Consider the following 17,856-nt stretch of genomic DNA (forward strand, 5'->3'; position numbering starts at 1 on the left):
TGCGTGCGTCGTCGATCCGTGGCCCATGGCCCGCAACCTGTAGAGAGAGTGCCGCCGCATGTCCCGCACTGCATTGATCGCTTGCCATACCTGCGACACGTTGCTGCACAAGCGGCCGCTCGCCGGGAACATGCAGGCGCGCTGCCCGCGTTGCAATGAACTGCTTTATCGGGGCGGCGTGTCGCGACTCGACCGTGTGTGCGCGCTCACGCTGGCCGCGCTGATCACGTTCGTGATCGCGCAGGGTTTTCCGATCCTCGAGATGAACGTGAACGGCATGCACGTGCAGACGACGCTGTTGGGCGCGGTGCGGGCGCTGTGGGATCAAGGCATGGGCATCGTCGCCGTGATGGTGTTCTGCGCGACGCTGCTGTTTCCGCTCACCGAGATGGCAGCGCTGCTGTACGTGATGCTGCCGCTGCGCGCCGGCCGCATTCCGCGTGGTTTCGGCACGGTGCTGCGCGCGATCGGGTTGGTGCGCCCTTGGGGGATGATCGAGGTATTCATGCTCGGCATCCTCGTCACGATCGTCAAGATCGTGAGCCTTGCGCAGGTGGTGCCCGAAGCGGCGCTGTTCGCGTTCGCGGCGCTCACGCTGATGTTGACCGTCGTCGTGATGTTCGATCCGCGTGCGCTGTGGGATCTGGCTGACGAACTGCGCGGCGACAACCACGCCGGCGACGAGGCGACGATCCAATGAAGACGACGACCGCTGCCCGTGAAGGCATGGCGAGCTGCCACGTTTGCGGCCGGGTTCAGGCGCTTGCCGTCGATCGGCATGAGGTGCCGGCCCATTGTGCGCGCTGCGGCAGCACGCTGCACTCGCGCTTCCCGAACAGTCTCGCTCGCACCTGGGCGTTTCTGCTCGCGGCGGTGATCCTGTACATCCCGGCCAATCTGCTCCCGATGATGCGTACGTCGTCGATCGTCGGCTCGCAGTCGGACACGATCATGAGCGGCGTGGTCTATTTCTGGGTGTCGGGTGACTGGCCGCTCGCGGTGGTCGTGTTCGTCGCCAGCATTCTCGTGCCGATGCTCAAGCTCTGCGTACTGCTGATCCTGGTCATCACCGCCCAATGCCGTTCCACCTGGCGGCCGATGCAGCGCACCACGCTCTATCGGGTCGTCGAACACATCGGCCGCTGGTCGATGCTCGACATCTTCGTCGTGACGCTCACCGTCGCGCTCGTCCACTTCCGGTCGCTCGCCGTCATCACCGCCGGTCCCGGCGCGCTGGCGTTCGGCTCGGTCGTGATCCTGACGATGCTTGCGTCGTTGCAGTTCGATCCCCGTCTGATCTGGGATCCCGTTGAAACCTCTGGAAATCACCATGAATAGTCCGCAAGGCCCGCACCGCGATTCCGATGCAGGTGCCGGCCAACCACCGACCATTGCCGAGCCGGCGGTCGCGAAGCGCGCCGGTTGGCTGCCGTCGCTCGTATGGCTCGTGCCGCTGATTGCGGCGCTGATCGGCATCGGTCTCGTCGTCAAGTCGGTGCGCGAACGAGGCCCGGAAATCACGATCCGCTTTGCCAATGCGGAAGGGCTCGAGCCCGGCAAGACGCAGGTGAAATACAAGGATGTCGAGGTCGGCACGGTCGACGCGATCCGTCTTGCGAAGGATCTGTCGCATGTGCTGGTCGACGTCAGGCTCAAGAAGGAAGCGGAAGACTTCGCAGTGAAGGGGTCGCGCTTCTGGGTCGTGCGTCCGCGCATTGGCGCGACCGGCGTATCGGGCCTCGGCACATTGCTGTCGGGCGCATACATCGGCGTCGACGCGGGCCGGTCGAAGGATAGCGAGCGTGCGTTTACCGGCCTCGATACACCGCCTGCCGTGACGGGCGACCAGCGCGGTACGCAATACACGCTGCGCGGCGATTCGCTTGGCTCGGTCGATATCGGCTCGCCGGTGTACTACCGGCGCGTGCAGGTCGGGCAGGTGGTCGGCTTCTCGCTGGACAAGCTCGGCACGGGCGTTACGTTCACGGTGTTCGTCAACGCGCCGTACGACCAGTACGTTCATGAAAATTCGCGCTGGTGGCAGGCGAGCGGCGTCGATCTGCGTCTCGATTCGAGCGGCCTGAAACTGAACACGCAATCGCTCGCCACGGTGATTCTCGGCGGCATCGCGTTCCAGTCTCCGGCCGATCAACCGCCCGGGGAAGCGGCTGCGCGCGACATGGTATTCCAGCTGGCATCGGACGAGGGGCAGGCGATGCGCGACCCCGACGGCGAACGCGTGCCGGTCGTGATGAACTTCAACCAGTCGCTGCGCGGACTCGCGGTGGGTGCGCCGGTCGACTTCCGCGGCATCGTGCTCGGCGAAGTGACGAACATCGGCATCGACTACGACGCGAAGGCGAAGAGCTTCAAGATGCCGGTGACGATGAATCTGTATCCTGAACGGCTCGGCAAGAGTTTCCGGGACGCGATTCGCAGCAAGGGCGAACCGGAACGTCGACAGATCCTGCAGCGGCTCGTCGAGCACGGGCTGCGCGGCCAGTTGCGCACCGGCAATCTGCTGACGAGCCAGCTGTACGTCGCGCTCGACTTCTTCCCGACGGCGCCGGTCGTGAAACTCGATGTCAGTCATGAGACGGTTGAACTGCCGACCGTGCCGAACACGCTCGACGAGCTGCAGTCCCAGGTGGCCGACATCGCGAAGAAGCTCGACAAGGTGCCGTTCGACCAGATCGGCGCGAACCTGAACAGCGCGCTGTCGAATGCCGACAAGCTGTTCAAGCAGCTCGACACGCAGGTCGCGCCACAGGCGCGCGACACATTGTCGGCGGCGAAGCAGACCTTCACCGCCGCCGAGGCGACGCTGCAGCAGGATTCGCCGCTGCAGTCCGACGTGCGCGGCGCGTTGAAGGAGCTGACGCACACGCTGCAGTCGCTCAACATGCTCGCCGACTATCTCGAGCGTCACCCCGAATCGCTGCTCAAGGGCAAGCCAGGAGATCAACCATGACGACACGCGTGAACGGTTTCGCGAGCGGTGCTGCGGCGGTTGCCGCCGCCCTCGCGCTCGCCGCGTGCAGCTCGCCGCCCGCGCGGTTCTACACGCTCAGCCCGGCCGACGCCGCGGCGCCGCTGCGCACCGCGCCGGCCAACCCGGCGTTCCTGATCGAGGTGCCGTCGGTCGGCGTGCCCGAGCAGGTCGCGAGGAACCAGCTGGTCGTGCAGAAGAACGCCGCGCAGGTCGACGTGCTCGAGCAGGAACGCTGGGCGTCGCCGCCCGCCGACGAGATCCGTCGTGCGCTGTCCGACGATCTCGCCGCGCGCCTCGGCACGATCGACGTCGCGAATTCCGCCTATCCGCCCGGCGTGCCCGTGTATCGCATCAGCGTGAACGTGCAGCGCTTCGAGTCGTGGCCGGGCAAACGGGCGGCGGTCGATGCGGTGTGGAGCGTGCGCTCGCTCGCCACGCAGGCGCTGATGACCTGCCGCACGAGCGTCGCCGAACCGGTCGCCGACGGCTACGACGCGCTCGTGGTCGGCCACCGGCGCGCACTTGCCGAACTGTCGAGCCAGATCACGGGAGGTGTCGAGGCGATGGAGGCATCGCGTATTCGATTCGTGAAGGCGGCTGCATCGGGACAATCCAGGGCAGCGAACGTGTCACTGGCTTCGACTGTACCTTGCCTCAATTTGCCGCGATGAACGCGGCGATCGGGCCGACGTCGCACAGTCTGCCCGGGCTATCGACGACAAGCAGGCGTGGCACGGGACCATGACGCGATGAAGGTACCGTCCATCCACCGGGCGATGCAATCGTAAAAGGAAGACGTTATGGACCGCCTGGTGGCGATGAAGGCCTTTGTTCGCGTGGTCGACTGTTTGAGCTTCACCGCAGCGGCCAGGCATCTGCATCTCGCGCCCGCCACCGTGTCGCGCCTCGTTCAGTATCTCGAGAAGCAGGCCAACGTGCGCCTGCTGAATCGAAGCACGCGCACCGTTAGTCCGACCGAAGAGGGTCGTGCCTACTACGATGCCTGCGTTCGCGTGCTGGAACAGATCGAGAACATGAACGCGGAGGCAGCGAGCGCCGGGCGCGCGCCGGAGGGGCGGATCAAGGTCGGACTGTCCTCCGCGATTGCGAGGAGCGTGCTGATTCCCGCGCTGCCGTCGTTGCTTGATGCATTCCCGAAACTCGATGTGGAGATGGCGATCTCCGACAACCCGTTCGATTTCGCAAAGGACGCGGTTGATTGCACGATCCACATCGGTACCGTGCGGGAGAACAGCGTGATCGCAAAGGGCGTGGGATGGATCGATCGAATCATGGTTGCGTCGCCCGCCTATCTGGCACGCTACGGCGAACCCCATACGCTCGCAGAACTGAAAGGCCATGTGACCGTGGCAGCCGCATGGGATGACGGGACCGGACTGAAACCCTGGGAGATCCATGTCGGCGGCAAGGCCGCGCCGCTTGCGATGAGGAGTCGGGTCATGGCGAACGACGCGGATGCGGTCATTTCATGCGCGTTAGCGGGGCTGGGCATCATCTCGGGCTACCGCTTTGCGCTCCGTTCGTATCTTGACGACGGGTCGCTCACGGAGATCATGCGAGGCAGCGTTGCGGAAGCGAAGCCGGTGAGCATCGTGTATTACCCGAGTCGCCATATGCCGAACAAGCTGCGTACTTTCATCGATTGGTTCAAGGCCGTATTCGAAGAGGCGATCGAGGATTCCGGCAATTGATGCGACGTCGCTCGATGCCGAGACGACGGCGTATCCGGATTCCGCGCTTCACCGCGGTCGACCGGCGTTACGCCCGACCCGCTCCGGTCGCGTGTGTCACGCATCCAATTTCTGACCAGGCGCAGCATCGGCACATCAGCGCCAACCTCTGCTCGCTCGTCGAGACCTGCAAGGCGAACGGGATCGGCCCGTGCAACTATCTGATCCGGTTGCCTCAATGTCTCCCGCTCGCGCAGACGGTCGACGGTTACACCAGGCTACTACCCTGGAATATGCGCTCCAATCCTCACGAATCGACCGAAGCGTAAGCGTTGCAGCCTGCTTCCAATGAAGGCAACGCGCATGTTTGCCATTTCCAGTCCGCTTGCGGCGTGATCGATCGCTCTTGCTTCCGGATTACCGGGAGTTGTGTTCCGGGCGCGACACAAAGATACTGTCTGGCGCGATATCCATCGCGGCGGCCGTGCCGAGCGTGTGGCGAATGAGCGTCACATTGAAGATCCTGCCTTTGGGAACCGCATACGCGGTATGGGCCGGAGCGTCCGACCAATACAAAGCAACAGCTTCTTGACGAGAGCACTTTCAAATGATCGATTTCAACGGGCCTGAAATCAATGTGGTGACGTGCACGTCCGGTGCACGCACCTTTCTCACCAACGCCTTTCTGGTCGAATTGCCGAACGGTGTCGTGGCCATCGACGCCATGATGACCGTATCGGATGCGCGCGAGGTGCGTCACCGGCTGGATGCCCTGCGCAAACCCTTGCTCGCGGTGCTGATCACGCACGGGCATCCCGATCACTACAACGGCATCGGCGAGCTGATCCGCGATCTTGATGATGTGCCGGTCATCACTACGCGGGGCGTCGACGAGGCAATGCGCCGTGTCGACGATGCCAAGGCAGTCCAGTGGCAGTCGGTGTTCGGCGACGATTGGCCGGCGCGGCGCACCTTCCCGAATCGCCTCGTGCATGACGGCGACGTGCTGCATTTCGATGGCGTGTCGTTCGAGGCAAGAGAGTTCGGCCCTGGCGAATCGAACTGGGATCTGGTCTGGGCCGTGGGAAACCACCAGCGTGTCGCCTTCGTCGGTGACATGGTGTTCAACGGCGTCCATTCCTTCATGAACGACGGCCATACGGCGGACTGGCTGCGTAGCCTCGATGCGCTCGAACGTCGGTCCGGCGACATCGCACTGTTCTATACGGGCCACGGTCAGGCGGGCAGGCCGCTCGACATGATTGCCGCACAGCGTGCTTATATCGGGTGCTATCGCGCGGCGGTGGCCCGCCTCGCCAACGGCACTCGCAGCCTGGACGATGCCGGAAAGGACGAACTGGAGGCGATCATGAAGCGCTTCCTGCCCACGGCCGATCTCGACGTGTTCATCAAGGCCGGGGCGAATGCCGTTGCGGCGGAACTGGCGTTGCAGGAATCGGACAAGGCCATTTCCGCTGGCCCGCACGCTCACTTCGACGCAAGGTGAGCAGGTCACCGATGAAATGCAACGTATGTCGACCGTGAGCGGATGGCACTACGCGGTCGCTTGCACGCGTGGTTCATTGAAGGCCGAAGCCGGCCGGCAGCCGCAGCATCGTGGGCATGATGCGCGAACAAGGTACGGTGATTGGCCGCGTCGAGGTCAGTCGTCGTCCTCTTCGTCGTCGCCAGCGGGGCGGCTGCTGATGAGCCGGCCGTCCTCGGTCAGGCTCAGGCGTTGCTCCTGGCCACCCTGCACGATGGTGACGACATAACGTGCCTTGCCGTTCTTCACACGCCGTTGAATCACGCCGACATTGCCGCCTTGCCGTTGACGCTCGATCATTGCTCTCACCGCCTCCGGCGCGTGCTCGAGCGTCACGATCTCGCCGGCCCCCTGATCGGGCGCAGTCTTGTCGCAACCGGGTAGCGCGACGGACAGCGCGATCGCCAGCGCAATCACGCAACACGTTCGCATCGCCTGCTCCTTGCCCGGTCGCTCGCGTCGTCCTCTCGAACATGAGAACGACGATCGCACGGCAACGTCCTGGCCTGGTACGTCATGTTCGTTTCCCGGTGACGCGAGTCAGTGGCGGAGAAGCGGGAAAACCACGAGTCCGATGACGGCGGCCGCCGTCACGATCACCGGCTCCTGGAGCTTCTTGAAGCGCCACAGCAGCAGCACGGTCGTGACGGCGAGCAGTGCGGTCGGGACGTCGACGATCGACCGCTTCGCGATGACGAGGACGGAGCCCGTGATCGCGCCGACTGCCGCAGCCGTAATGCCATCGACGAATGCCTTGACGCCTGGACGGTGCCCATACTTCTTCACGTAGGGCGCGGGAATGACCGTGAACAGGTAACACGGCAGGAATGTGCCGAGCGCGGCGACGCATGCGCCAGGCAGGCCCGCCACGAGGTACCCGATGAAGCCGACGGTGATCACGACCGGACCGGGCGTGATCATCGCGACTGCGACGGCATCCACGAACTGCTTGTCGTTCAGCCAGTGATGTTCGGTGACGACGCCGCCATAGAGGAACGGCACGATCGCGAGTCCGGAGCCGAACACGAACGCGCCGGCCTTCATGAAGAACGCACCGATCTGGACGAGCTGCGGCAGGTCGATGCCGCTCAGTAGCCCGCTGGCTGCCGGCAAGTTGGCGGCGGCAACCGCATTCAGCCCGCCCCGCTGCAGCCACCTGGGCGGCGCGCGCCACAGCCAGCCGATCAGGCCTGCGGCAACGAAAAGCCATGCGATTTCCGATTCCGTGACGAAGGTCACGGCAGCCAGCGTCAGGAAGATCGCCCAGAGGAGCTTGTCGTTGCCGACGGTCTTGGTCGTGAGCTTGTAAGCGCTCATCGCGATGATGCCGACCACCGCGGCACCGACGCCGTAGAAGACGGCCTGCATCCACGACAGCCCGCCAAAATGCGCGTACGCGAACCCGAGCGCGAGCACCATCAGGAACGACGGCAGCACGAACGCGATACCGACGAGTGTCGCCCCGAGAAGGCGGTAGTGGACGAACCCGAGATAGATCGCGAGCTGGGCCGCCATCGGCCCCGGTGCGAGCTGGGCCAGCGTGAGCCCTTCCTTGTAGTCGGCCTCGGTTATCCAGCCGCGTCGCTCGACCAGGTCGCGACGCATATAGCCTGCGAGCGCGACCGGTCCGCCGAAACCGAACGTACCGAGACGCAGCATGTAGGCGACCAGCTCGCCAAGCGAGTAGGTCGGTTCGGTCGTGGCGATGGTCGTCGTCATGATTTGGCCGGGGTTTCGCTCTTGCCGTCCGATGTGAAGTGCGCATACAGGGAGTCGAGTACGGCGCCCATCTGCTCGAGCAACTGATCGTCGTTCTCCGTCCGTTGGCGCGTGCCGGCCATCACGGCCTCGAAGCCCACTGCTTCAGGCGCGGCGGGACCGCCCACATCGAGTGCATGCACGATCTCGCCGAGACGCATCAGTGCCGGGTCCTTGTCGAGTCCGAAGCTGGCCAGCAGAACTTCGAATGTCACGCGCTCGCCCACGTGCGTAAAAGTCGCGCCGTCGAAATCGAAGCCCAGCGCGTCAGCCGGGCAATCCGCCGGCGACGCGAGCCAGATGAAGCGCGCTTGCGCGTCGATGAACCGGCGGATCAGCCACGCACTGGCGACGCGATCGACCCACATCCGCTGCCGCGTCGCCCAGGTGCGGCTTTGGTACTCGCCGATCGCGAGCGGACGAATGACGCGGTCCGCGGCATGCGGCTCGCCCGGCGACAGCACCGTGTCGACCAGCGCACCGAAATCCTGCAGGGCGACTTCGGCGTGGGTGGCCGAATCGCCCGGGAAATAGTCGATCGCCCGGATGGCGTCGAGATCCTTGCGCGCGCGACGCAACAGGCGAGTGAGTTCGGCGGCTGATTGCCCGTCAAGCGTCTTGCGCACGTCGGCGAGCGCGCGTGTGAAGGTCGCGTAATCGTCGGCCCGGTCGAACAGCGCCCGGAATTCCTGTTCCTGGGACCGGTCGAGACTCGGTGCGCGCAACAGGTGAGCTGCGCCGCCGCTCTCGGCAATCGCGCCCGCGAGTTCACGCAGCGTCTCTTCATGCGCTTCGGTGTGGGGCAGCAGGTAAACGCCGTCGCGCAGCACCGCACAGCCTTTCGCCTTGAGCGCGCGCCAGAACCGCATGCGGGCCGTCGCGTTTTCCGTCGGAAGGGTCAGAACAAGCAGCGACCATGTAGAAATAGATTTCATGTAGCGAAGTCTACGTCTCAGTTGCTGTTTCTACAAAATTTATTTGAACGATCGCGTGTGATCCGGCACGCCCTTCCGGCGGGTAGCCGGGGTGTGACAGGTAGCCGCTCGCACGAGGCGCGCCAGGAAAGCGCTGCGCCTCGCTCGGGTGAGCGTGGGATGGGTGATCGCGTAATGCGGAACGAGGTGGACGACGCCCAGGTACTGCGGGCCGGATTTCGGTCCGGCGGAACGATCTACGGCGTCACGACGAGTGCCGTATGCATCCCCGCTTCATAGCGGCCCGGCTTGTTGCAGATCAGCGCGTCGTGACCAGGCGTGAGCTTGAATGACATGCGCTTGCGCTTGCCGGGTGCGATATCTTCCACTTCCCCGATTGTTTTCAGGGTGTGTTCCATCACCTGTCCTTTGCCGACAGGGAGCGCATCGTCGGAGAGATCTGTCCTGAAGACGACGAGCTCATGGTTCGGTGCGGTCATGCACCGGATTGTCGACGGGCATCGCGTCGTCCGTCGAGTTGCTTTTCCGGTCGATCTGCCCGAGCTTGAAACGGCCGTCCTGTCGGTTGACCGGGCCGGGTTACGCGCCGTCACGCACAGCCGTCACGAGCGGCATCATCGCCGGCCCGATGGACGCGAGCAGGCGCTCTTTCGATACCCCGTCGCGGGATTGAACGGAAATGCCGTGCAATTGCGTTGCATAGAAATCGGCCAGCGCCTTGATGTCGGTGCCCCGCGCGAGCTGCCCCTGCTCGGCGGCGAGCTGCAAGCGTTCGGCGATCGATTGCGTGCGTGCGCGCCGGTGGGCGGCCAGCCATTCCATGACACCTTCGTTTTCGGCCGAGTAGTTGGTCGCGGCGGACACCACCATGCAGCCGTGCGGCTGGCCGCGCCTGGTATAAGCGGCGACGGCATCGCGCAGCATCCGTTCGACGGCCGCGCGGACATCGGTTTCCTCGCCGAGCGCACGATCGGCGAAGCCGCCTTCGCCTTGCTCGTAGAGTGCCACGGCCTCGTGGAACAGGGCTTCCTTGCTGCCGAACGCGGCATAGATGCGCGCTGACGCGATGCCCATCGCTTCGACCAGGTCGGACATCGACGTGCCTTCGTAGCCGCGCCGCCAGAACGCGAGCATCGCGCGTTTCAGCGCCATGTCGCGATCAAATTCTCTCGGTCGTCCCGCCATATCCCTTTCGCCCGTCGTCACATCGTGCACGGATTTTATCGCGCGCCGTGTTGACACGCGCCGTTCCCGCACTCTATTCTTTGTCAATCGACAAACAATTGGAATCGATCATGCGTACTCTCAAGGGCCCCAGTCTTCATCTCGCGCAGTTCGCCGACGATGCGGCGCCGTTCGACAGCCTGCCGAATATCGCGCGATGGGCGGCCGGCGTCGGCTTCAAGGCGCTGCAGATTCCCGCGTGGGACGGTCGGCTGTTCGACGTGGAGACCGCCGCGGACAGTCAGGCCTATTGCGATGACATGAAGGGCATGCTGGCCGAACATGGGCTGGAGATCAGCGAACTGACCACGCATATCTTCGGGCAGCTGGTTGCCGTGCATCCGGCGTACGACGCCATGTGCGACAACTTCGCGCCCGAGGCCGTGCGCGGCAACCCGGCCGCGCGCACCGCATGGGCGCTGGATCGGCTCGAGCGGGCGGCACGGGCTTCACGCCGCCTGGGGCTGACCGACATGGGCACCTTTTCGGGCTCGTTCGCGTGGCCTTACCTGTTTCCGTTCCCGCAACGGCCCGCCGGCCTGATCGAGACGGCCTTCGACGAGCTGGCGCGTCGCTGGCGGCCGATTCTCGACGCCTGCGACGAAAACGGCGTCAACCTCTGCTATGAGATTCACCCCAGCGAAGACCTGCACGACGGCGTCAGTTTCGAGCGCTTCCATGCGCTGGTCGGCCAGCACGCGCGCTGCAAGATGCTGTTCGATCCCAGCCATTTCGTGCTGCAGCAACTGGACTATCTGGCGTACATCGATATCTACCGCGACCACATCCGCATGTTCCATGTGAAGGACGCGGAGTTCCTGCCTTCGGGGCGCCAGGGCATCTACGGCGGCTACAGTTCGTGGCTGGAGCGCGCCGGCCGTTTCCGTTCGCTTGGCGACGGCCAGGTCGACTTCAAGGCGATTTTTTCGAAATTTGCTCAGTATGACTACACAGGATGGGCCACCCTCGAATGGGAGTGCTGCCTGAAGAATCAGGAGGACGGCGCGCGCGAAGGCGTCGCGTTCATCAATGACCACATCATCCGGGTGACGGAGCGCATCTTCGACGACTTCGCCGGTGCCGCGGTCGATCAACGGCAAATCCACGACATGCTCGGCATCGCTTGAGCCGTTTCCCCCCCACTGCCAGGAATCATCGATATGTCCGCTCAACTTCAGTCGTCGTCTGCCGACGCTCAAGGCTTTGCTCACCAATACGTACGCATCGACGGCCAGCGTATCCATTGCGTCACGGCCGGTGCCGGTACCCCGGTCCTGCTGATTCCGGGATGGCCGCAAACCTGGTACGCGTGGCGTCACGTGATGCAGGCGCTCGCCGCGCGCGGCTTCATGGCCGTCGCGGTCGATCCGCCAGGTACCGGCTATTCCGATCGGCCGCATGCGGGTTACGACACGGGGCACACGGCGGCGACGTTGCATCGCGTGATGGCGCAGCTCGGCTTCGATGTTTACCAGGTGGCCGGCCACGACGTCGGCATGTGGGTGGCCTATGCGCTGGCGAGCGACCGGCCCGACGCCGTGAAGTCGCTGGCGCTCACGGAGGCGGTAATCCCCGGGCTGGCGCCCGCGCCGTCGATCTTCGCCCCGCCGGAAGAAAACATCTTCCTGTGGCATTTCATGTTCAACCAGCTGGCCGACCTGCCCGAGACGCTGATTGCGGGCCGTGAGCGGGCGTATCTGGAGTTCATGTTCAACCGCTGGTCGTTCCGGCGCGATCGTGTGGCCGTCGATGTGTATATCGATGCCTATGCGGCACCGGGCGGCTTGCGCGGCGGCTTCTCCTATTACCGTGCGATTCCGGAGACGATCCGGCAGAACCAGGCGCGGGCGCAGCGCAAGCTGACGATGCCGGTGCTCGCCATCGGTGCCGAACATGCCACCGGCGATGCGCCGCTGGTCACGATGCGCGACAACGCGACCGATCTGCAGGGTGCGGTGGTTCCGGCTTGCGGCCACTTCATCATGGAAGAGGCCCCCGACGCATTCATCGGCCATCTGCTGCCTTTCCTGGAGCGGAGCCGCTGAACATGCCGATCGACACCGACATCGCATTACTGCTGGAGCGATTGGCCGTGACCGAGGCGCCTGCGTCGCTGGACGCGTTGCGACGGGCGACCGATACGACACTGCGGGGCTGGCATGGACCGCTGGAAGCGGTCGACCATACGGAAACCTTCGCGGTGCCCACGCGCGACGGGCAGCAGATTCGCGTGCGGGCTTATTGGCCATCGGTCGCTGCGGAAAGCGCGGCACGCCGGCCGGCGCTCGTTTATGCGCACGGCGGCGGGTGGTGCCTCGGCACGCTCGAGCTATACGACAATCCATGCCGCGCGCTGGCCAACGCGACGCAATGCGTCGTGCTGTCTGTCGATTACCGGCTTGCGCCGGAGCACCGGTTTCCGGTGCCGCTGGAGGATTTCTGCGATGCGCTGGACTGGTGGTGCGCGAGGCGGCCGGCCTGGGGCTGGACCCGGCGCGCATCGCCGTCGGCGGCGACAGTGCAGGAGGAAACCTTGCGGCGGCTGCCTGTCTGGTCGCACGTGGGCGGGGCGGCCCGTCGATCGCGCATCAGCTGTTGCTGTATCCGCCGCTGGATGCGTCGATGAGCACGACGTCCTATCGGACTTGCGGGCAGGGCTACTACCTGACGCAAGATGTCATGCGGTATTGCTTCAACATGTACCTGACCGATCCGGCCGACGGCCGGTCACCCTGCGTGTCGCCGCTGCAGGCGGCTTCGCTCGAGGGTTTGCCACCGGCCACGTTGCTGGCCTGCGAGTACGATCCGGTGCGCGACGACGCGCACGCGTATGCGGAGCGATTGCGGGAGGCCGGTGTGGCGGCCGATTTCGTCGTGCTGCCGGGGATGATCCATGCGTGCATCCATATGGCCGGCGTGACGTCGGCAGCCCGCCAGGTGTTCGACGTGGCCGGCGCGCAGATGCGCAGGGCTTTCCAGCGGTGAGCGTATGGCCGAAGGGGGCGGTGCGAGGTGCGTGGGGGGGTGTAGGGTTCGGCGGCAGTCGACCAGCGCGACCTACCTGCGCCTCCGAACCCGCGCCTTCACACACTTGAACCAAAGCCGCATCGCACCGACCCCGCCCGCCACCGGAACTCGCGGCAACAGGAACGCATCGTCGGACGCTCCGGCACAGCCGCGCCGGGTCGTCGTCGCGTTGCGGTAGCCGGCGGCGGCGACCTGGTCGCGCACGCGCGGGTCGAGATCGCCGTACGGGTAGCAGAACGATTCGACAGGCTGGCCGCTCAACGCTTCGAGCCGCCGCTTCGATTCGATGATCTGAACCTCCGACACGTGGGCCGGCACGTGCGACAGCGCGACGTGATCGAGCGTGTGCGAGCCGATTTCGTGGCCGCGATCGCGCCATGCGAGCATGTCCGCGCACGTCATGAGTGGCGAGCGCGCCGTATCGGCACCCGCATCCCAGTCGTTCTCGCCGCCGAACCGGCCGGCGACGAAGTAGCAGGTCGCGGTGAAGCCGAGCTCGTCCAGCACGGGCATCGCATGCGTGAGCACGTTGAGAAAGCCGTCGTCGAACGAAATGCCGAAGACCTTCCCGCTGCGCTCGCCGCGCAGATACGGCTGCAGTTCGCGCACGCTCAGGCCGCGGTAGCCGAGCCGCTTGAACAGCATCATCTGGCGGCGGAACGCGTCGGGGGCGACGCTCAGGCTGCGCAGCCGGTCGGACGGCGGCGGCAGCGTGCGGATCTGGTGATACATCAGGATCGGGTAGCGCGTGGCGGACAGCAGCATGAGCGGGTCGCGGGAACGGGGAATTACGCGGCCTTGCGGAAAATCCGCAGGGTCTTGAAGTCGCCGACTTCGGTGAAATCGGCATTCGCCGCCCATTGCTCGATGATCGGCTCGGCCTTCCGGTATGCCGACGAGCCCTTGTAGAACAGCAGGTGGCCGTCGCGCGCGGTATGGCGGGCGAACAGGTCGAGCACTTCGGCGTCGGTCTTCGCGCCGTAGCGGCTGTTCGTTTCGTCGCGGAATTCGCACAGATGGAACAGCGTGACGACGTCGAACGCCGGCAGCAGGTCCGTATTGCTCGTGTAGATGTCGCCGAAATAGGCCAGGTAGGTCTTGCTCACCTCCGGTTGCCGCGTGACGAGATCGACGTACGACTTGTATTCCTTCGGCGACGCCGTCACGCCGAAGACGGTGTTGTTCAGGTGCGGCCGTGCGCATTCCACGCCGACGTGGTGGTGGCCGCCGGTGCCGAAGTGATAGATGCGGATGCCGTTGAGACGAGCGGATTCCAGCCATTCGACGAAGTGCACGTCGCACGGGCACTCCTGCGTGCGCAGGTCCCAGTACTTCTTCCAGATGTTCATTGCCATTAAACGGACCTCATGGATGTCACCCAACGATAGGGGTTGTGTCGAATCGATTTCTGATAGACGGACAACGTCGCATCGACGAACCGGTCGAACGAGAACTCGCGCTTGCCCTTCAGCCGCGCGCTGCGTCCCATCGCCCGCACGCACGCGGGCTCGCGCACGATCGCGCGCAGGATGGCCTCGATCGCCTCGGGCTCGCGCGGCGGGACGACCCAGCCGTCCACGCCCGGCTCGACGTTCTCGGGCAGCCCGCCCACGCGCGTCACGATCGCGGGGCAGCCGAGCGACATCGCCTCGCGGCACGCATACGACAGGCTCTCGTGGTACGACAGCACGAACGACACGTCGATGATCGAGAACGGCGCGCGCACATCGTCGACGCGCCCGGTGAAAGCGGTGCGCGACGCCATGTGGTGCCGCTCGATCTGCTCGCGTTGTTCGCCGGACGGTTCCGCGCCGACCAGCAGCACGCGAAACCGCTCGCGCTCGTGTTCGGGCAGGCGGCCCAGCGCCGCGATCAGGTCCATCCAGCCTTTCTCCGGCGCGGTGCCGGCGCTGCTGCCCAGCACGATCGCATCCGCGCCGGACGGCCCGAACAGCGCGATCTTGCGGCGGCGGATTTCGTCGCCGGCCAGCTGTTCCGCGGCCTGCCGGCGCACGCCGTGCTTGACGACCGTGACGTTGCCGTACGGCGACCGGAGCGCGAGCATGCTCGCCACGTAGTCGCTGACCGCGATGGTGTGGTCGGTTGCCAGCCGGGCGCGCAGCACGTTGCCGAAGCTGTCGGCGCGATAGGTGTTGTGCTTGGTGAGCACGACCGCGGGCCGATACCGGCAGCCGAGCAGCGCGAGCATCACCTGCCGGTGATCGGCGGACCCGTTGACGTGGATGATGTCGAAGCGCTCGGCGCGGATCCGCTGGCGCAGCCGGACGATTTCCTGGCACAGCCGGTTCCAGCGCGGCTTGAATTCCATGTCGAAGATCGCCACGTCGGGACTGTCCTTCAGCAGTCGCGACAGGCGGCTGCCTTCCGGCGACGCGACGGTCACGCGATGGTGCCGGCTCATCGCGGCGGCGAGGTCGCGGACGTAGGTGTCCTGGCCGCCGCCGTAGTCGCCGTGGAAGTTGGTATACAGAATGTTCATCACGATGCTGCCTTTCCTCGATCATTCATTTGGCAGGAGTGCTGAGAAAATGAATGCCTCAACGTGTTGAAAGCAATGACTCGAACCCGGTTCCGCATTGCCGATGCGTGATTGCGCACCGATGCCCGGACGGGCGCCGCGAAACGTTTCGAAATATTACAGACGCATTACGTGCCGTAGTGTCGAGGTCTGCGCATCTTTGTGAGGATGTGTCGCGATCGATTGCAGTGTCGTCACATCGTGCGATGCCGCGATGGGGGAGGGGGGAATTCCGGCGCGAACGGTGGCGTGGCCCGATTACCCTCGCCGGCCGGGTCGGAAAAACAGGCCCGAAGCGAGCAGGAAGCGGGCAGGAAGCAATCAGGAAGCGGGCAGGATCGCGACAAAACCCGATTTTTCGACGACATCCGGACGCAAATCAAGCCGGCCGACTTTCAGATTTGAAAGCCGGGGGGCCATTTGCGTTAGAATGCCCCCCCTGTCCGCCATGGCGACCGCCAAAGGCGGACTCGTCGCACCCAGAGAGACGTGGGTTTCGATTCGTAGCCGGGCGCGAAAGTTAGCCAGCCGTTAGCAACATACGCTTTGTGATTTGGATTACTAATGAAGAAGAAGCGCAACATCACCAAGTACATCGTTGTCGCGATGATTCTTGGTATCGCCGTGGGTTACGCCTGCCATAGCGCATTTCCCGACCCGGCCATGGCGAAGGAAGTCGCCGGGTACGTGTCGTTGCTGTCCGACGTGTTCCTGCGCCTGATCAAGATGATCATCGCGCCGCTGGTATTTGCGACGCTGACCGTCGGCATCGCGCAGATGGGCGACGGCAGCGCGGTAGGCCGTGTCGGCGTCAAGGCGTTCGGCTGGTTCTTCATCGCTTCGTTTACGTCGTTGCTGCTCGGCCTGCTGACCGCAACGATCCTGCAGCCGGGCAGCCACCTGAGCCTGCCGCTGCCGGCATCCGATGCAGCCCTCAACCTGAAGACGGGCGCCTTCACGCTGAAGGATTTCGTGGTCCACCTGGTGCCGAAGTCGATCGCGGAAGCGATGGCGAACAACGAAATCCTGCAGATCGTCATCTTCTCGATCTTCTTCGGCACCGCGCTGTCGGCGCTCGGCGAATCGGGCAAGCGCCTGACCGGCGTGATCGACGATCTCGCGCAGGTGATGCTGAAGGTCACGGGCGCCGTGATGTGGTTCGCGCCGGTCGCGGTGTTCGCGGCGCTGGCGTCGACGATCACCACCCAGGGGCTCGGCATCCTGCTCACGTTCGCGAAGTTCATGGCGAGCTTCTACCTGGCACTGGCGCTGCTGTGGGGCGTGCTGACGCTCGCCGGCGTGACGTTCCTCGGCAAGCGCGCGTTCACGCTGATCCGGCTGATCCGCGAGCCGTTCCTGCTGTCGTTCGCGACGGCGAGTTCCGAGGCCGCCTATCCGAAGCTGCTGGATGCGCTCGACCGCTTCGGCGTGAACCGCAAGATCTCGAGCTTCGTGCTGCCGATCGGCTATTCGTTCAACCTCGACGGCTCGATGATGTACTGCACGTTCGCGGTGCTGTTCATCGCGCAGGTGTACGGCATCCATCTGCCGCTGGGCACGCAGATCACGATGCTGCTGATGCTGATGGTCACGTCGAAGGGGATGGCGGGCGTGCCGCGCGCGTCGCTGGTCGTGATCGCGGCGACGCTCAACCAGTTCAACATGCCCGAAGCCGGGTTGCTGCTGATCATGGGCGTCGACATGTTCCTCGACATGGGGCGCTCGGCCACCAACGCCGTCGGCAACTCGATCGCGGCTGCCGTGGTCGCGAAGTGGGAAGGGCAGCTCGACGCCCCGCGCGACGACGACGATCCGGACAACGGACGCGTCATGAAGGTGAAGGTGCCGGAGACTTCGGCATCGGCTTGATGCGTGGCAGTGCCGCAGTGCAGCAGTGCGGCGTTAGTGGCGCGTTGCCTGCCCCGCGGTAACGGACGATCGCCGGCCTGGATTCGCAATGGATTCAGGCCGGCGATTTGTCGGGTGCAATGAATCCGCATTGAATGCCGTGGCTTTTTTCCCGATTCTCCGAAACAGGCACTCGCCGTTTCAATCGATCGTCGCTGAACCGGCGGCGATATTCCCTCAGGTACGAGCCTGAATTTCCCGATCCCCGATTCGACGCGCAAGTGACCATTCACTGT

General features: G+C 64.7%; 18 protein-coding genes and 2 pseudogenes. 12 read left to right on the forward strand and 8 right to left on the reverse strand.

What is annotated here, in order from left to right:
* Window positions 1-58 precede the first annotated feature (58 nt).
* From ABY44_RS34190 to ABY44_RS34225, 8 genes are all read left to right on the forward strand, one after another.
* Entirely contained in the window at window positions 59-700 is a 642-nt protein-coding gene (locus tag ABY44_RS34190) for a paraquat-inducible protein A (RefSeq protein WP_060172450.1), read from the forward strand.
* Entirely contained in the window at window positions 697-1,338 is a 642-nt protein-coding gene (locus tag ABY44_RS34195; RefSeq protein ID WP_060172448.1) for a paraquat-inducible protein A, read from the forward strand. The genes ABY44_RS34190 and ABY44_RS34195 overlap by 4 nt, the downstream gene beginning before the upstream one ends.
* The gene (locus tag ABY44_RS34200) at window positions 1,331-2,971 is read left to right on the forward strand and encodes an intermembrane transport protein PqiB (RefSeq protein WP_060172446.1); all 1,641 of its coding nucleotides are present in this window, start codon (window positions 1,331-1,333) and stop codon (window positions 2,969-2,971) included. The genes ABY44_RS34195 and ABY44_RS34200 overlap by 8 nt, the downstream gene beginning before the upstream one ends.
* Window positions 2,968-3,663 (forward strand): PqiC family protein, encoded by a 696-nt coding sequence (locus ABY44_RS34205; RefSeq protein ID WP_060172444.1) that lies wholly within the window; start codon window positions 2,968-2,970, stop codon window positions 3,661-3,663. Before ABY44_RS34200 ends, ABY44_RS34205 begins: the two co-directional genes overlap by 4 nt.
* A 129-nt stretch (window positions 3,664-3,792) precedes the next feature.
* The gene (locus ABY44_RS34210) at window positions 3,793-4,704 is read left to right on the forward strand and encodes a LysR family transcriptional regulator (protein WP_060083007.1); all 912 of its coding nucleotides are present in this window, start codon (window positions 3,793-3,795) and stop codon (window positions 4,702-4,704) included.
* Between the two features lie 14 nt (window positions 4,705-4,718).
* Window positions 4,719-5,012 (forward strand): transposase domain-containing protein, encoded by a 294-nt coding sequence (locus ABY44_RS34215; protein WP_431643438.1) that lies wholly within the window; start codon window positions 4,719-4,721, stop codon window positions 5,010-5,012.
* A 164-nt stretch (window positions 5,013-5,176) separates the two neighbouring features.
* Complete coding sequence (locus ABY44_RS34220) at window positions 5,177-5,275, forward strand: hypothetical protein (RefSeq protein ID WP_226113275.1); 99 nt, start codon at window positions 5,177-5,179, stop codon at window positions 5,273-5,275.
* Window positions 5,276-5,290: 15 nt separating this feature from the next.
* Window positions 5,291-6,190 (forward strand): MBL fold metallo-hydrolase, encoded by a 900-nt coding sequence (locus ABY44_RS34225; protein WP_060172442.1) that lies wholly within the window; start codon window positions 5,291-5,293, stop codon window positions 6,188-6,190.
* A gap of 156 nt (window positions 6,191-6,346) precedes the next feature.
* Here the strand turns inward: ABY44_RS34225 and ABY44_RS34230 are convergent, their stop codons facing one another.
* From ABY44_RS34230 to ABY44_RS34250, 5 genes and pseudogenes are all read right to left on the reverse strand, one after another.
* Entirely contained in the window at window positions 6,347-6,661 is a 315-nt protein-coding gene (locus tag ABY44_RS34230; RefSeq protein WP_060172440.1) for a hypothetical protein, read from the reverse strand.
* Window positions 6,662-6,769: 108 nt separating this feature from the next.
* The gene (locus ABY44_RS34235) at window positions 6,770-7,948 is read right to left on the reverse strand and encodes a chromate transporter (RefSeq protein ID WP_060172438.1); all 1,179 of its coding nucleotides are present in this window, start codon (window positions 7,946-7,948) and stop codon (window positions 6,770-6,772) included.
* Window positions 7,945-8,922: a chromate resistance protein ChrB domain-containing protein gene (locus ABY44_RS34240; RefSeq protein ID WP_060172436.1), complete on the reverse strand. Its 978-nt coding sequence runs from the start codon at window positions 8,920-8,922 to the stop codon at window positions 7,945-7,947. The genes ABY44_RS34235 and ABY44_RS34240 overlap by 4 nt, the downstream gene beginning before the upstream one ends.
* Window positions 8,923-9,158: 236 nt before the next feature.
* Window positions 9,159-9,386 (reverse strand): annotated as a pseudogene (locus tag ABY44_RS34245) (hypothetical protein); the annotation flags it as partial.
* A 115-nt stretch (window positions 9,387-9,501) separates the two neighbouring features.
* Window positions 9,502-10,107, reverse strand: coding sequence for a TetR/AcrR family transcriptional regulator (locus ABY44_RS34250; protein ID WP_027790077.1), 606 nt, complete (start codon window positions 10,105-10,107; stop codon window positions 9,502-9,504).
* Window positions 10,108-10,217: 110 nt separating this feature from the next.
* Here ABY44_RS34250 and ABY44_RS34255 point away from each other — a divergent pair, with 110 nt between their 5' ends.
* The 3 genes and pseudogenes from ABY44_RS34255 (at window position 10,218) to ABY44_RS34265 (ending at window position 13,131) form a co-directional block, all read left to right on the forward strand.
* Entirely contained in the window at window positions 10,218-11,273 is a 1,056-nt protein-coding gene (locus tag ABY44_RS34255; RefSeq protein WP_060172475.1) for a sugar phosphate isomerase/epimerase family protein, read from the forward strand.
* 33 nt (window positions 11,274-11,306) lie between these two features.
* Complete coding sequence (locus tag ABY44_RS34260) at window positions 11,307-12,191, forward strand: alpha/beta fold hydrolase (RefSeq protein ID WP_060083013.1); 885 nt, start codon at window positions 11,307-11,309, stop codon at window positions 12,189-12,191.
* A 2-nt stretch (window positions 12,192-12,193) separates the two neighbouring features.
* A pseudogene (locus ABY44_RS34265) lies at window positions 12,194-13,131 on the forward strand (alpha/beta hydrolase).
* Between the two features lie 72 nt (window positions 13,132-13,203).
* Here the strand turns inward: ABY44_RS34265 and ABY44_RS34270 are convergent.
* The 3 genes from ABY44_RS34270 to ABY44_RS34280 are packed head-to-tail and all read right to left on the reverse strand — an operon-like array spanning window position 13,204 to window position 15,673.
* Window positions 13,204-13,938, reverse strand: a complete 735-nt coding sequence (locus ABY44_RS34270; protein WP_060172434.1) for a polysaccharide deacetylase family protein — start codon at window positions 13,936-13,938, stop codon at window positions 13,204-13,206.
* Window positions 13,939-13,961: 23 nt separating this feature from the next.
* Entirely contained in the window at window positions 13,962-14,528 is a 567-nt protein-coding gene (locus tag ABY44_RS34275) for a hypothetical protein (protein ID WP_226113248.1), read from the reverse strand.
* Window positions 14,528-15,673 carry a glycosyltransferase gene (locus ABY44_RS34280; RefSeq protein WP_060172432.1) on the reverse strand — a complete coding sequence of 382 codons (1,146 nt, stop codon included), beginning with the start codon at window positions 15,671-15,673 and terminating at the stop codon, window positions 14,528-14,530. Before ABY44_RS34280 ends, ABY44_RS34275 begins: the two co-directional genes overlap by 1 nt.
* A 603-nt stretch (window positions 15,674-16,276) precedes the next feature.
* Here ABY44_RS34280 and ABY44_RS34285 point away from each other — a divergent pair.
* The gene (locus tag ABY44_RS34285; protein WP_060172430.1) at window positions 16,277-17,581 is read left to right on the forward strand and encodes a dicarboxylate/amino acid:cation symporter; all 1,305 of its coding nucleotides are present in this window, start codon (window positions 16,277-16,279) and stop codon (window positions 17,579-17,581) included.
* Window positions 17,582-17,856 lie beyond the last annotated feature (275 nt).

Origin of the sequence: Burkholderia sp. ZZQ-2 (genome assembly GCF_050768715.1) — a bacterium.
Classification (GTDB): Bacteria; Pseudomonadota; Gammaproteobacteria; order Burkholderiales; family Burkholderiaceae; genus Burkholderia; species Burkholderia cepacia.